Origin of the sequence: Mucilaginibacter sp. cycad4 (assembly GCF_034263275.1) — a bacterium.
Taxonomy (GTDB): Bacteria; Bacteroidota; Bacteroidia; order Sphingobacteriales; family Sphingobacteriaceae; genus Mucilaginibacter.
This window is the reverse complement of record NZ_CP139559.1, coordinates 2,849,111-2,864,697: the sequence shown is the minus strand read 5'-3', so window position 1 is coordinate 2,864,697 and position 15,587 is coordinate 2,849,111. Positions and strand designations below refer to the sequence as shown.

General features: G+C 44.9%; 9 protein-coding genes. All 9 read left to right on the top strand.

Features of this window, described 5'->3' with window-relative positions; translation table 11 throughout:
- The first annotated feature begins 19 nt into the window (after positions 1-19).
- Positions 20-1,714 (top strand): RICIN domain-containing protein, encoded by a 1,695-nt coding sequence (locus tag SNE26_RS11410; RefSeq protein WP_321559485.1) that lies wholly within the window; start codon positions 20-22, stop codon positions 1,712-1,714.
- A gap of 42 nt (positions 1,715-1,756) precedes the next feature.
- Entirely contained in the window at positions 1,757-3,142 is a 1,386-nt protein-coding gene (locus SNE26_RS11405; protein WP_321559484.1) for an SGNH/GDSL hydrolase family protein, read from the top strand.
- Between the two features lie 15 nt (positions 3,143-3,157).
- A complete protein-coding gene (locus SNE26_RS11400; RefSeq protein ID WP_321559483.1) occupies positions 3,158-3,988 on the top strand; it encodes an alpha/beta hydrolase family protein in 831 nt (276 codons plus the stop codon).
- A gap of 284 nt (positions 3,989-4,272) precedes the next feature.
- Positions 4,273-6,024 carry a RagB/SusD family nutrient uptake outer membrane protein gene (locus SNE26_RS11395; protein ID WP_321559482.1) on the top strand — a complete coding sequence of 584 codons (1,752 nt, stop codon included), beginning with the start codon at positions 4,273-4,275 and terminating at the stop codon, positions 6,022-6,024.
- A gap of 24 nt (positions 6,025-6,048) precedes the next feature.
- Positions 6,049-6,492, top strand: coding sequence for a DUF5004 domain-containing protein (locus SNE26_RS11390; protein WP_321559481.1), 444 nt, complete (start codon positions 6,049-6,051; stop codon positions 6,490-6,492).
- A gap of 24 nt (positions 6,493-6,516) precedes the next feature.
- On the top strand, positions 6,517-7,524 hold the full coding sequence (locus tag SNE26_RS11385) for a DUF4961 domain-containing protein (protein ID WP_321559480.1): 1,008 nt from the start codon (positions 6,517-6,519) through the stop codon (positions 7,522-7,524).
- Between the two features lie 95 nt (positions 7,525-7,619).
- On the top strand, positions 7,620-10,718 hold the full coding sequence (locus SNE26_RS11380; protein ID WP_321559479.1) for a SusC/RagA family TonB-linked outer membrane protein: 3,099 nt from the start codon (positions 7,620-7,622) through the stop codon (positions 10,716-10,718).
- A 28-nt stretch (positions 10,719-10,746) separates the two neighbouring features.
- The gene (locus SNE26_RS11375) at positions 10,747-12,453 is read left to right on the top strand and encodes a RagB/SusD family nutrient uptake outer membrane protein (protein WP_321559478.1); all 1,707 of its coding nucleotides are present in this window, start codon (positions 10,747-10,749) and stop codon (positions 12,451-12,453) included.
- Positions 12,454-12,494: 41 nt separating this feature from the next.
- Positions 12,495-15,587 carry a TonB-dependent receptor gene (locus SNE26_RS11370; RefSeq protein ID WP_321559477.1) on the top strand — a complete coding sequence of 1,031 codons (3,093 nt, stop codon included), beginning with the start codon at positions 12,495-12,497 and terminating at the stop codon, positions 15,585-15,587.

Sequence of the window (15,587 nt, the reverse complement as noted above, 5' to 3'; positions counted from 1 at the left end):
TTATAAACCAAACCAAATTATGAAAACAAACCTGTTCACCGGTACCATGATGGCCATGGCCTTGCTGGCATCATGCAGCAAACAAGCTGCCGTTAAGTACCCCAAACCATTTGTACGCACAGATTCCGTACAACTAACCAGCGGATCGCCGGTAAGCTCCTACGGAACCTTTTTTATCAGCAATGTTTTAAGCGGTAAAGCCATTGAAATTAATGGCAGCGGTATGCTTAATGATGGCACCGGTGCGCAGCAAAACCAATATACAGGCAGCGGCACGGCTACAGCTCCCAATCAAAAGTGGATAATTGTGCAGCAGGGCAACGGAGCCATAACCAATACCACCAAATTCAAGATCATGAACATTGCCAGCGGTAAATACCTGGAAGTGCCATTGGCAACCACAAATCCCGGTACAGGTTTGTGGCAGGATAAGGCCAATACCAATAACGCTCAGCAATGGTATATTCAATCTGTAAGCACAGGTGTTTACAAAATTATTAACGTTGGCAATGGCCTGGCGGTAACTAATCACGGTTCATCCACTACTAATGGTACACCTATCACCCAGGAAGCCTTCGTGGCAGGTAATACAGCACAAACCTGGCTCCTTAACGGCCTCGCTGCCGAGGCTTACCGCGATGATGATGTTGTAAACTTTTTTCATCGAACTAACGGTACCGTAGCTTTTGACGAAGGGAAAAGCATCCCGCTTACCTATGGCGCCAACAACGGAAAAGTGCTTTGGATAACCGAAGATGCCTATGAATCATCGCAACTTCAAAGCAATGGCCAGTTATACTGTCAGTTTTTTAAATATCACAATTCGGCATTGTTGCAACCGGCAAGTCATAGCTGGGATCAATCGCTAACCCCCAATATTACCACCAATAATTCGCCGATAAACAGTATGGAGATCATTGAAAGCCCCGGCGATCATAACTCAACTTATCGCTGGCCTGGTGCTGGTATCGAGGCCGGTAACCATGTTTACCTTTACACTTTTGAATCGGCCAATGGGGCTACACCCGAAAACCAAGTGATCTATGATCTTACCCAAAACACTGGCGGACTTAACTGGGGTACGGCTGCGCGGATCACACCAGCTGGGATGTCGGGCCAAACAGAAACCGGATTTTCGAACGGGATGGTTAAAAACGTAAGCAACGATTCAGTTTATGTTTACGGAAGCAAGAGTGTGTTCTTTAATACGTCTAATGTATTCCTGGCGCGTTTTCCGGCAAATAATCCGGCTAACTGGTCGTTCTGGACAGGAACTTCGTGGTCATCAACCCGTACAACTGCTACCGCAGCGGCTATAACCATTGGCGCGGGTAACACTACCCAACAAAATGTGATCATATCAAAAGTGAATAACAAGTACGTGATGATGCAGATGGACCTGGGCTATTTTTGCGATCCGGCAAGCCATAACATTTATATATCAACGGCCGATAGTCCTAAAGGGCCATTCACTGCACCTAAAATGGTTTTCACTATTAACGATGTTTACCAGGGGCATTTGGCTAAGTATTATACCCCGGCCATTCACCCCGAATTTGTTAACGGTCATAACGAATTGCTTGTTACCTATTGTTTAAACTACAACGGAGAGGGTGGCAGCTGCAGTACCACCACTTGCGTAAACAATAACCAGGACCCTAATTTTTACCAGGTAAAGGCCGTGAGGATCCCTTACAGCTTGGTTGGCCTATAGTTTGAATTTATTTTTTGCTGAACACATTATAATTAACAGTTAATGAAAAAGTTGATTTTATTATTAGTATTGATAGCGGCAGGGGGAGCCGTAAGTGGCCAAAGCATCGCGCCATTTCGCGCCGGCGACAGGGTGGCCTTTGTTGGTAACAGCATTACCGACGGAGGGCATTACCACTCGTACATATGGCTGTATTACATGACCCGTTTCCCGAACATGCGGATAACCTGTTATAACGCGGGCATTGGCGGTGATGTGGTAGGGCAGATCAACGACCGTTTTGAGGATGATGTGTTCAGCAAAAAGCCAAACGTTTTAACCCTTACCTGGGGCATGAATGATACCGGCTATTTTGAATGGTATCGTGCCGATGCACAGGATGTTATGGATAAAAGGATCCAGGGATCGTACGATAACTACGCATTGCTGGAGAATAAGCTTAAACAACATACCGAGATCCGGAAGATCTTCATTCTTGGTTCGCCTTACGATGAAACCAGTAAGTTCACCGCCAAAAATATCTATCCTAAAAAAAGTGCTGCTTTTTCGAAAGTGATAGATTTTCAGCGCGACGCTGCTAAGAGAAATAGCTGGGGCTACGTTGATTTTTATCATCCTATGACGGAGATTAACCTGCGCAAACAAGCTAAAGATTCAACTTTTAGCTTAACACCCAATGACAGGGTACATCCTGATAATGACGGGCACCTGGTAATGGCTTATCTTTTTTTAAAAGCGCAGGGTTTTAGCAATAAAGTAGTGGCTGACGTGACTATTGATGCTAACAGTAAAAAAGCAACCAAAGCTGTTAACTGCAAGATAACCAATTTGATCTCTTCGACTGATTCTGTGGCATTCAATTATCTTGCAAATTCCCTCCCTTATCCTATAGATACTGTTACGCGTGGCTGGGGGAACCGCAAAAAGCAATCGGACGCTCTGAAAATTGTTCCCTTTACCAAAGAGATGAACCAGGAGCTGCTTGCCGTTAAAGGTTTAAAATCGGCCAGTTATGATGTGCTTATTGACGGCGAAAAAATGGGGAATTGGTCGGCCGGACAACTGAGTGCCGGTATCAATCTTGCCGAAATCACTACAACGCCGCAATATCAGCAGGCCATCCAGATCAGGGAGCTGAACGAAGAACGCTGGGATATTGAAAGACGCATCCGGATGTACGTTTGGATGCAATTTGACTTTTTAAAAGGCAAAGGTCTGTTGTTCCATGATACTAATGCTGCGATGGATACCATAAGCAAGTACGCCAAGAGGGACATTTTTGTTAACGGCAATAAAGATAATTACACCCGCGCCCGCTACAAAAGTTTACGTGATGCCTGGCAAAAGGAAATGGATGTATTAACCGACGAGATCTATGTCATTAATAAGCCGAAAAACCATCGCATTACCGTAATCGCCTCAAAATAAAATCACTATATACAGATGAATATTAAAAAGTTACTATTTATTCCGTTATTTATTGGCCTTGCAGCCTGTAGTTTCAAAGCTGCGGCTGCAACGGTTGATACGGTACTCACGCACAGTGCTGCAATGAACAAGGATATCAAGGCGGTGGTAATAAAGCCCGCCGACTATTCCAATGCCAAAAAATTCCCGGTATTATACCTGCTGCACGGCTTTAGCGGCAATTACAGCGATTGGATTAAAAAAGTGCCTGTGGTTGCCGGTTTAGCCGATACCTATCAGTTTATTATAGTTTGTGCCGATGGTGATTTTGCCGGATGGTATTTTGATAGCCCGGCTGTCAAAGATTCGCAATATGAAACTTACGTAGGTACCGAGCTGGTAAATTGGGTTGATAAACACTATTCAACCATAACTGACAGAAAGGGGAGGGCCATAACCGGTTTAAGTATGGGCGGGCATGGCGCTTTGTTTTTGGCCTTTAAGCATTTGGATAAATTCGGAGCAGCAGGCAGTATGAGTGGAGCGGTTGATATCAGGCCTTTTCCGGATAGTTTTGGTATAGAGCGTGTACTTGGTAAATACAGCGAACACCCCGACAGGTGGGAGCAAAACAGCGTTGTGAACCTCATTTACCTGTTAAAGCCAAACTCACTTGCCATTACTTTTGACGTTGGCTATGATGATTTTCTTTACCAGGCCAACCAGGAATTGCATGAAAAGCTGCTTGAGCGTAAAGTGCCGCATGATTACACAGTGAGGCCCGGAGCCCATACCTGGGAATATTGGGGCAATTCTATCAATTACCAGGCATTGTTTTTTAGCCGTTTTTTTAATGGTATTAAATAGGAGAGAAGCATGCCTTACAATAACAACATTTTCAACCGATTGCAAATGTTGTTATTGTTAAAATTAAAGCATGGAAATTGCGATTTTGAAAAATATAAAAAATTAGCACAAAAAATTTGCTAAATCGTTTTTATAAACTATATTAGTATCAGATTTCGATATCTAAATTATAAACCAATTAACAAACAGTTTTTTAAACTTTAGCTCCCGTAATTAAAATATATCGTTGCTAAAACGATTTTATATTTTCTCTGCGGAAGCGTGATGTTAACTAACCCTATAGTATGAAAAAACTTTACTTCAAGGTTCTTGCTTATTCGGTTTTGGGGGGCTTCCTGTTTTTTACTTCGTGTAAAAAGGATAGCTTCCTGGGGCAAACACAAACATCAAACCTAACCGAGGGGACAGTGTTTACCGATAGTGCCAATACGGTATCGTTTTTAGCCGGCATTTATAGTAATGTAGGTTTTAGCGCAGCAGCGGGCAGGTTTACCTACGGGCCAATACTTTCGCCCACGCCTAACGGAGGCATTGATGCTGCTTCAGACGAAGCCGAGGTGTCTGCTTCTGCCGGTTCAACTGCGTTGGCTTTCGAAACCGGCACAATCAATGCAGCCGTGGTTACTGATGATGCATATAAAACATGTTATACCAATATCCGCTCGGTAAACCAGTTGCTCAAAAATTTGCCCAAGGCACCTATCAATAACTTTGCTAAAACACAAATGAAGGCCGAAGCCCGGTTTTTACGTGCCTGGTATTATGCTATATTGCTGAAACATTACGGCGGAGTGCATTTACTTGGCGATAGTATTTATACTTACACGGATAAGATCCCGGCTGCCCGCAACACCTATGCCGATTGCGTGAATTATATCCTTGCCGAGTGTGACGCGGCCGGACAGGACCTGCCGACTGCGCAATCGGGGGTAAATTATGGCCGTGCATCAAAAGGGGCCTGCCTTGCTTTAAAATCAAGGGTATTGCTTTACGCCGCAAGCCCTTTGTTCAATGGTCAATCTATTGGAGAGGGTAAAACGCTCGAATTGGTGGGATATCCGGCTTACGATAAAGAGCGCTGGAGACTTGCCGAGCAAGCTGCGGCCGCCGTTATTTCAACCGGCGTATATAGCCTCAACGTTGACAATGCCACTGCTCCGGGTTTTGGCTTTCAAAAGCTGTTTACCAAGCGTGTAAATACCGAATATATTTTCCAGTTGATGCGCCCAACCGGCAATGTGGATTTAGAAAACTTATGGCAGCCGCCAACCCGTACAGGCAAAAACGGTGCTTTTCCCCTACAGGGATTGGTTGATGCTTTCCCGATGAGTAATGGTAAGCCGATCACTGATCCATCATCAAACTACAATCCCAATAATCCATATGCTAACCGCGATCCGCGTTTGGATTATAGCATCATCCATGACCAAACACCTCTGCAAATCAGGCTTTCGTCAGGTACTTCACCCATAAATATTTTTGTTGGTAAATACAACGGAAATACAACAGGGCCCGATGCCGTGCATGTTGGCACTACTACCGGTTACTACACCAATAAAATGCTTGATCCGGCTGCCGTAGCAAACGATTTTATGCATCGTACGGATCGTTGCCTGCCATTGATCCGCTATGCCGAGATCCTGCTGAACTATGCCGAAGCTGCTAACGAATATGAAGGGCCAACAGCGCTGGTTTATTCTGCTGTTGAGTCCATACGGCAGCGGGCTGGTCTAAATCCGTACCAGTTACCAACAGGATTGAGCCAGGCCGATATGCGTACAGTTATTCAAAACGAACGCCGCATTGAGCTGGCTTTTGAAGAGCACCGCTTCTGGGATGTACGCCGCTGGAAAATTGCCGATCAAACAGATAACATCATCACTAAAGGTATGGAGGTTAACCGTGACGGCGCTGCCGTGGCGTACAAACAATTTGATGTGCGCAAGCGCAATTTCCGCACGGCAATGTACCTGTGGCCTTTCCCGCAAAGCGAAGTTGCCAAATCGCCAGAGCTGATCCAGAACCCAGGCTATTAAACTGACAGTATAAATAGTATTGATATGAAATATAATTACAAAGCAAAACGGATTTACCTGCTGCTGGTAGTTGCCTTAATGGTTGCGGCATCATCATGTAAAACCGAAAAAATAGTGCCCGGATCAGAGGCCCCAAAAAATATCGCCGGTAACTGGCGGGTAATCAAAGCTACCCGTAATGGCACCGATTTAACCTCCATTATTGATTTTAGCCAGTTCAGGATCAACTTTACCGACAAAGGATATACGCTGGTGAACAAGCTGCCTTTTTTGGTAAGTAAGGATGGGGCATTTGCGCTTGATGATCCGCAATATCCTTTTAAGATCACTTTTACTGCTGCGGGGGATAAGCCGGTTTCCACTGCTTTTACCTATCCTATAGTAAATGGCAAAAGGCAGCTTAGCATAACATTCAGTCCGGGTTGTGCCAATAACTCCTATGTATATGTGCTTGAAAAAGCCAATTAATAAACCAAAAGCAACAGATAAATTATGAGATCATACTTACTACATATAAAAGGTGAAAATTTATGGAAGCTGTGTGCTTTGGTAGTGCTGGGGATTGCCCTGGCCTGCTGCGGCGAGCAGATCACCAGCGTTGATCAGCCTTCTACAGCTACGGTAGGTTCAGTAGTGCCCATAACGGTACATTGCGATATCCCCACGGTAGGCGATGGCGGCCCCGATTACCTCATTTTCGGATTTTTAGTTCCCAAAGGCTGGAAGGCCGCTCAAAATACCACGATAACTTACACCAGTAAACAGGGTAACGGCACCATGACCTTGGTACCTGATGGCACTTTGCCTAAAAAGGGCGATGGACTTACCTGGTCGGCCTATATGAAAAAGACATTTGGCAACGGCGGTAACCTAATCGACGATATGGAATGGGTAGCTTACCAAACAGATAAAGCATACAGCCATACAGGTGGAGTGGAATTCATCGTAGATCTTAATATCAAAACAAAGGTTGGTGCTGATAATAACAATATGCTGGTGAAACTCGGTTACACCATTACAGATAGCGGTAACGGTTTTGTAAGTGATGGCAATGGTACTTATTTCAGCGTATTGCTTGGCAACACCTGCTTTGAAGTGACAGGCGGCAGCGGCGACCTGGTTGATTTTTGTAACCCGCAGCTTACCGTTATCGATCCGCCGAAATCATTGGACAACGATTTCGTGACCCTGACTTTTGATGGCACTGTTGCCGACACGCATTTAAGCGGTGAAGACGAAGTTTACTTATGCGCTACTGCTTACACCAGCGACGGTAAAACCATAAACGTTTGTGAACAAACCACCAAAACCCTGCTGAAGCAAACATCGGCTACCAGTAAAAAGTATCAGCTTACATTTTGGCCGCGATCATTTTTTAATGTGGGAGATGCACAAACAATTGTAAGAATGGAGTACTTCCTGACCGATAAAATGGGTAAAACGAAAGTTGGCTATGGTAATACAGATGCCCCGTTCACCTATACATTTAAATGCGGTTAATCAGTAGATAAACCAAACGGCAGATGCATTTAACCAATGCACATTTGCTAAAACGATATTTAAACCTATTGCCAACAATTTTAAACCTGAAAAATATGGCTTATTGCTACATAAAGAAATGCTTAACAGGTATTACGCTGTTATTGCTGCTGCTGGCTAAAACCGGTTATGCAGCTGTACAGCAGGATACCACCGCCGTGGCGCCTACACGCCCCGGCCAGGCCAGCGGTATCGTGCTCGATGAGTATGGTAACCCGCTGCAAGGTGTTAAGGTAACCAATAATGGAAAAAACAGTGCCCTGACCACGGGCAAAGATGGTGCGTTCGCCATTAGCGCCGCCAAAGGCGATGTACTGGTATTTACCGTTGCAAATTATAATGCCCGCCAGGTTACCATAAAAAACACTACCGGGCTAAAAGTCAGGCTTATTGATACTTATATAAAGGCTCCCAAAACTATCAATGTACTTTATGATACCATCAGCACATCAAGAAACGTGGGTGCTGTATCAACCATCTACACCAATCAGCTCACTACTACGCCTGCTACTTTATATACCTACGCTTTACCCGGACAACTCCCTGGTCTATATACCCAGCAGTATAGCGGTTTCGCCGCACCTCAAACTGGTGTACAAACTGTAAATGATTTTATTGGCGCTGTAGTGCAGCACAATAATTATTCGGCTAATGATAATACCGAATTCGGGCTGTTTTTAAGAGGACAAGCGCCGATAACTATTATTGATGGTGTTCAGCGTGAGATAGCTTCGCTTGATCCGGAAAGTATCGAATCGGTTTCGGTGTTGAAAGATGCGCTTTCAAATATGATGCTGGGCATCAACAGTTCGCGCGGTACGTTACTTATTACTACCAAACGCGGTCAGGTGGGTACGCCGCATATTTCATTCACTGCACAAACAGGCACCCAGCAGCCTTTAGGCTTGCCAAACCCGCTGCCTGCTTATCAGTATGCATATTTATATAATGAAGCCTTACAAAACGATGGTAAGCCCGCTCTTTACAGCAGTGCCGATTTTAACGCTTACCGCAACCACACCGACCCCTTAAGACATCCGGACGTTAACTGGTTTAAAACCATATTGCGCGATAATTCGCCGATGACCAGCTACAAGCTTAATGTTAACGGCGGTACCCAGGTAGCACGTTACAGTGTTTCGTTAAACTACCTTGACCAGGCCGGAATGTTCCGTACGGCATCAGCTGTACCCTATAACACCAATAATGATCTTAACCGCTATATCATCAACTCCGATCTGGCGGTTAACGTAACTAAAAAATTTACTGTCGATCTGCAGTTATTTGGTCGTATTCAGCAAAGCACGCAGCCCGGAGCAGGGTATGGAAATATATTGGGCGCACTTTACAGCACACCAAACAATGCATATCCGCTTTATAATCCAAATAACACATTTGGCGGTACAACAACGTATACCAACAACCTGCTTTCGCAAACCGAGTTTTCGGGCTATCAACGCACGAGCAGCAATGATGTACTGGCCAACCTCGATCTGAATTATAATCTCAGCAGTATAACACCAGGCTTGTCGGCAAAGGCAAAAGGCAACCTTGCTTTTTCATCGCAAAGTTTTTTAAATCGTTCATTGCAAAATAATGCGTATTCTTTTAATGCCGACAGCTCTTATTCGGCAGTAGGCTCATCAGTTGCGCAAAGCAATTCGTTCAGTACAGTTTCAAGTGCCCGCTACTCATTTGCCCAGGCATCGGTTAATTACGACAGGACTTTTGGCAAAAGCAATATCACGGGTATGGCACTGTATGATGTACGTTCGGTTGTATTAAACTACGACCTTTCGCAGGTAACAACAAACCGCGCTTTAAAAGCGGGTTATAACTACGATGGTAAGTACTTTATTGAAGCGGCCGCCAACAGCAGTGGCTATAACCGTTACCCGCCGGGCAACCAATACGGTTTGTTTTATGCAGGCGGGATAGGCTGGCAAATGGGTAAAGAGGATTTTATCAAAGATAATTTCAGCTGGATAAACTCATGGAAATGGCGCGCTACCTATGGTAAAACAGGTAATAATAACGTTGATAATTACGGTTACTATAACTTTTTGCAAACTTATGGCGCTACAAATGGCTACTCATACAGCACAGGTACCAGCAAAAGCCCGGTACAGGGAGTTTATGAAAATACACTTGCTAATCCCTACATCCGCTGGGAAAAAGCCCGCAAGCTGGACATAGGCGCCGATATCTCCCTGTTTAATACTCATTTCAATATCACCGCCGATTATTATCATGACAGGTATTATGATCTGTTACAGGTACGCGGCAATAGCATAGCATTGTTAGGCACGGCTTACCCTTATGAAAATTTAGGCATCAACCTTTATAAAGGTGCTGAACTTACTTTAACTTATCAAAACCACATCCAAAATTTCAATTACTTTATTTCGGGTAATGCCTCTATCCAGTCGTCTAAAATTATTTTTAGCGACGAGGAACCATATCCTTATCCATGGATGAGGCATACCGGCCGTTCAACCACTGCTATTTATGGTTACACGGCTATCGGTTATTTCAAGGATGCCCAGGATGCGGCCACCAGCGCAACAACTACTGGTTACACCGCCCAGGCAGGAGATGTAAAATACAAAGACCTTAACGGCGACCATATCATCAACCAGTTCGATATTTCGGCCATAGGTGGTAATCGGCCGCTGGCTTATTATGGCTTTTCGGCGGGCTTCAATTACAAAGGTTTTAGTCTGAGTTTCCTGTTGCAGGGCGTAACCAATCGTGAGTTGATGTTCAATAACTCGCAGGTGAACGGCTTTGCAGGTGTGGGTTTCCTCGGGCTTACCTACAGCGGGCAGGCGTACGAAACCATTTTAGGCCGGTGGACACCAGAAACAGCTGCTACGGCTACTGCACCAAGGTTATCAATAGGTAACGCCAATAATACCGCTAACTCAACCTTGTACCTGCGCAAAGGCAATTATGTAAGGCTAAAAAATGCCGAGGTAGGCTACAACCTGCCTTATGAGTGGGCGCATAAGCTCAGGCTATCGGGCTTGAGAATTTTTGTGAACGGCGAAAACCTGTATACACTATACGGCTACAAAGATTTCGATCCTGAGGTATATGGCACTGCTTACCCAATTCAAAGGGTAATAAATGCCGGTGTTAACATTAAGCTTTGATTTTGGCCATCATAAAAATATTACGATCATGAAGAGTTTTAACAAAATAATTTTAGCGGCCGCCGGCATCTTAACCGTAATGGCCGGCTGTAAAAAATATGAGCAGTTCCCGGTTGATAAGGTAACCATCAATTACGTGTTTGACAAAAAGGATTCGTTAGGCACCAATGCCCAAATGTTCCTTTATGGGATTTATGCAGCGCTCCAAAACGGGCATAACAGGGTAGGGAACGACTACCTTGACGCAGCCAGTGATGATGCCATGTCATCGGCTTCGGTATCATCAAATATAGTAACCATACTTTCTACAGCATCTTATAATTCATATACTATCCCCGCCGGTGAAAACCTTTGGGCTTATTATTACGCCGGCATCCGCAAGGCAAATGAGTTTGTGAACAATATTGATGTAGTGCCGGTGCTGGCACAATATCATGGTTATTCCATGAAATATGTATGGAAAAGCGAGGCCCGTTTTTTAAGGGCGCTATATTATTTTGAACTGGTTAAACGTTACGGCGGCGTGCCATTATTGGGCAACAAGGTGTTTACTATAACAGATAATGTAGCCTTGCCACGTAATTCCTTTGCCGATTGTATCAAGTATATTGTAAGCGAATGCGATGCCATTAAGGATACCCTGATGACCGCGCCGCTAAGCAACCCCAATGCCGATTACCACCGCCCTACCAAAGGCGCGGCCATGGCTTTAAAGGCCAAAGTACTGCTGTATGCGGCAAGCCCATTATTTAACGGGCAGAATATTGATGCCTCAAATTCATTAACCGGTTATACCGATTTTAGCGCCGATAGGTGGGCGCAGGCTGCTGCTGCCGAAAAAGCAGTAATGGACCTGAATGTTTATTCATTGCTGCCCAGTTTTAAAGATGTATTCCTGACTCAAAACAGCACTGAAAATATATTTATCCGCCAAACGGATAATTCATCATCGATAGAAACTACTAACGGTCCGGTTGGGTTTACCGGTGCAGTAGGCAAGGGACAAACCAGTCCGACACAGCAATTGGTTGATGCTTTTCCTATGCAAAATGGTTTGGCTATTACTGATCCGGCATCAGGTTATAGCCCGGATAACCCTTACCAAAACCGTGATCCGCGCTTAACCTATACCGTGCTTTATAACGGGGCAAGATGGCTTAACTCGGATTTACAATTGTACGAAGGCGGGGCCAGCAAACCTAATGGCTCATTACAGCAAACCAAAACAGGTTATTATATGCGCAAGTTCATGGGCAATTTTGAAAACACCAATGCCTACGCTGCTCATGTCATAGACTGGCAGATCTTGCGCTATGCTGATGTGGTTTTAGGCTATGCCGAAGCACTCAATGAATCGGCAGGTGCAACTCACGAGGTTTATAATGCTGTTATCAGCATCAGGAAAAGGGCAGGGATAGATGCGGGCACAGGCAACTACGGACTTAAAGCCGGTATGAGCAAAGTGGAGATGCGTGCCATCATCCAAAACGAGCGGCGCCTGGAAATGGCTTTTGAAGAGAACCGCTACTGGGATATCCGCCGCTGGAAAATTGCCGAAACAGTAATGAACCAGCCACAAAAAGGGATCAGCATCGTGAAGATAGGGTCAAGTCTTACCTATAACGTGGTGAATGCGCTCACTACCAAATTCGAAGCGCCTAAAATGTACCTGTACCCGATACCTTATGACGAGGTTTTGAAGAACCCGAATATGAAACAAAATCCAGGATGGTAATCTCAAAACCTCAGCCAGTTAAACCAAAAAAATTAAGCTTTATGAGAAAAATAATACTTCTCTTCCAGATATTAATGATCCTGCTCCCGGCAGTGTCATTTGCGCAAAGCCGGACCGTAACAGGTACCGTGCGCGATATTACCGGGGTGTTGCCAGGGGTATCGGTTATTGAAAAAGGCGTTCCTAATAATGGTGCAATTACAGATCAGGGCGGTAAGTTCAGGCTTGTTCTTAAAGGGCAGTCAAATGCCATCGTTGTGCGTTTTATCGGTTATATCCCGCGTGAGCTCCGCGTGTCGGAATCAGGCAGAATGGATATTATACTGCAAACCAATACCAACGGCTTGGATGAAGTAGCCGTAGTAGCTTACGGAACCAAAAAAAGGATCACCAATACGGGTGCTGTCAGTTCCATTTCGGCCAGCGAGATCCGTACCGTGCCAACAGCCAACGTGCAAAATGCTTTAACAGGTAAACTGCCGGGTTTCTTTTCGCAACAGTCGTCTGGCCAGCCGGGTAAGGATGCCTCAGATTTTTATATTCGTGGCGTGAGCTCATTGAATCCATCGGGTAACCAGCCGCTCATTATTGTGGATGATATCGAATACAGCTACGATCAGTTGCAGCAGATCAACGTGAATGAGATAGAGAGCATCTCCATTTTGAAAGATGCATCAACTACAGCCATTTATGGTATCAAGGGGGCTAACGGCGTATTGGTGGTAACCACCCGCCGCGGCAAGGCCGGTACACCAAAAGTGAACCTGCGTGTGGAAAGCGGCATCCAGCAGCCAACCAAAACACCGCAGTTTTTAGATTCATACAATACGGCGGTACTCATTAATGAGGCCCAGCATAATGATGGCATCCCGCTTAGCTTTACCCAGCAAGACCTTGACCTGTTTAAAAACGGATCCGACCCATATGGTCACCCCGATGTTGATTGGTATAACAAGATCTTCAAGAAATACACCTATCAAACTAATGCCAACCTGGATATTTCGGGCGGTACAACCGGGGTGAAATATTTCATTTCGGGTGGCGCGCTAAACCAAAATGGTTTGGTACGTGATTTTGCCGATCCGCAAAGTTTGGTGAATACCAATTACTATTTTAAACGCTATAACTTTCGCTCAAACCTCGATCTGAAAGCCAATAAAACGCTTGATCTGCGGTTAGATGTCACCACCCGCTTCTCCGACCTAAACCAGCCTTACAACGAGAACGCAGTGAGTGAAGTGTATAATTTCACCAAGGAAACGCCTTTTACGGCACCGTATCTTAATCCTAACGGAAGTTATTCATACGCTTATTCATCATTTAATCCCGATCACCTGCCAACACTTAACGCCAGGCTGGCAACAGGGGGATATCAACACTCGCGCCGTACCGATTTTAACGTACTTTTTGGCGCTACCCAACGATTGGATGCTTTAACCAACGGCCTTTCGGTAACGGGCAGGGTGGCTTATTCAAGCATTGAGCAGTTCACAAAGCAGATCTTTAACGGAGGCATTCCTGCCTATCATTATGATCCGGCTACTAATCAATATTCCTTAAGGCCGGGGGCTACTTATGTATATCAAACTTATGCATTAACAGGCAGCACTGATATCAGCACCAATAATTATAACCTGCAGCTTTACGCTAATTACGACCGGACATTCCGCGGCTCCCACCATTTTTCGGGCTTGCTGTTGTTTAACCAAACTTCGCAAACTTATTTCACCTACCCATTACTTGATGGTGCGCAGGTTGGTGTACCGCAAAAATTCCGTGGCGTATCGGGCAAGGTGGGGTATGATTTTAAGCAAAAATTCCTGTTCGACTTTAACGTGGCCTATAACGGTACCGACCGCTTTGCAGCCAATCATCGCTTTGGTATTTTTCCGGCCGTGAGCTTTGGTTATAACATAGCCAAGGAGTCGTTTTTTGAAAAAGCCTTGCCAGTTTTCAGTCTGTTAAAGTTAAGAGGCAGCTACGGTTTGGTTGGTTCGGACGCCGCGCCGGGTAACCGTTATGTATACAACCAGGTTTACAACCAGGGTGGCGGTTATAACTTTGGTGAAACTGCCCAAAACTACACTACCATATACGAAGGTTCATTAGGCAACCCAACAGTTGTATGGGAACGTGCCAAAAAGATAGATATTGGTTTGGATGCCAACTTATTTAACGATAAGATCTCCATCACTGCCGATTACTTCCATGATATCCGCTACAACCAACTGATTACTCCAGGTAGTGTGCCGGAAGTATTAGGAGTTGGCTTGCCTGCGGTAAATATTGGTAAAACCCGTAATCAGGGCCTCGACGGGCAGATCAGCTATCATAGCACCCTTGGCAAAGTACAGTACAACGTTGGTTTCGTGTTCTCGTACGCTAAAAACAAGATTCTCTATCAGGATGAGGCCACACCTGCTTATCCATGGTTGGCGCAAACCGGTCATTCAATCGGGCAGCAATATGGTTATCACTTTTTGGGATACTATACCGCAGCCGATATTGCCGCTATCAATTCGGGAAGCAAATCGGTACCGGTACCTGATAATGGTATCCCGCTGCAGCCCGGCGACCTAAAATATCAGGACCTGAACGGTGACGGAGTTATCAACGTTTTCGACAAAAGGCCTATAGGAAACCCTAACCTGCCAAATACCATACTTGGCCTTTCATTGCAGGCCGTTTACAAAGGTTTTAGCGTAAGTGTGCTTGTGCAGGGATCGTTTAACTACAGTTTCGCGGTGATTGGTACAGGTATCGAACCATTTCAAAGTCAGTTTCAACCCATTCACCAGGAACGCTGGACACCCGAAAATCCGGTTAATGCCGCCTTCCCAAGGTTAACTACCAATCCTACTTCGGTAAATAGTCCAACGGCTTATTTTTCTGATTATTGGTTATTAAATGCCCATTACGTTCGTTTAAAAACAGTTGATATCGGTTATCAATTGCCAACTAAATTGTTACCCTTCAAGATTAATAATGCCCGCATTTACATGAGCGCATATAACCTGCTCACCTTTGATAATTACAAAAAATACCAGCAGGACCCCGAAATTGCTACCAATACCGCGGGCGATGCGTACATTAACCAGCGGGTGATCAACCTGGGCATCCAGGCAGGCTTTTAA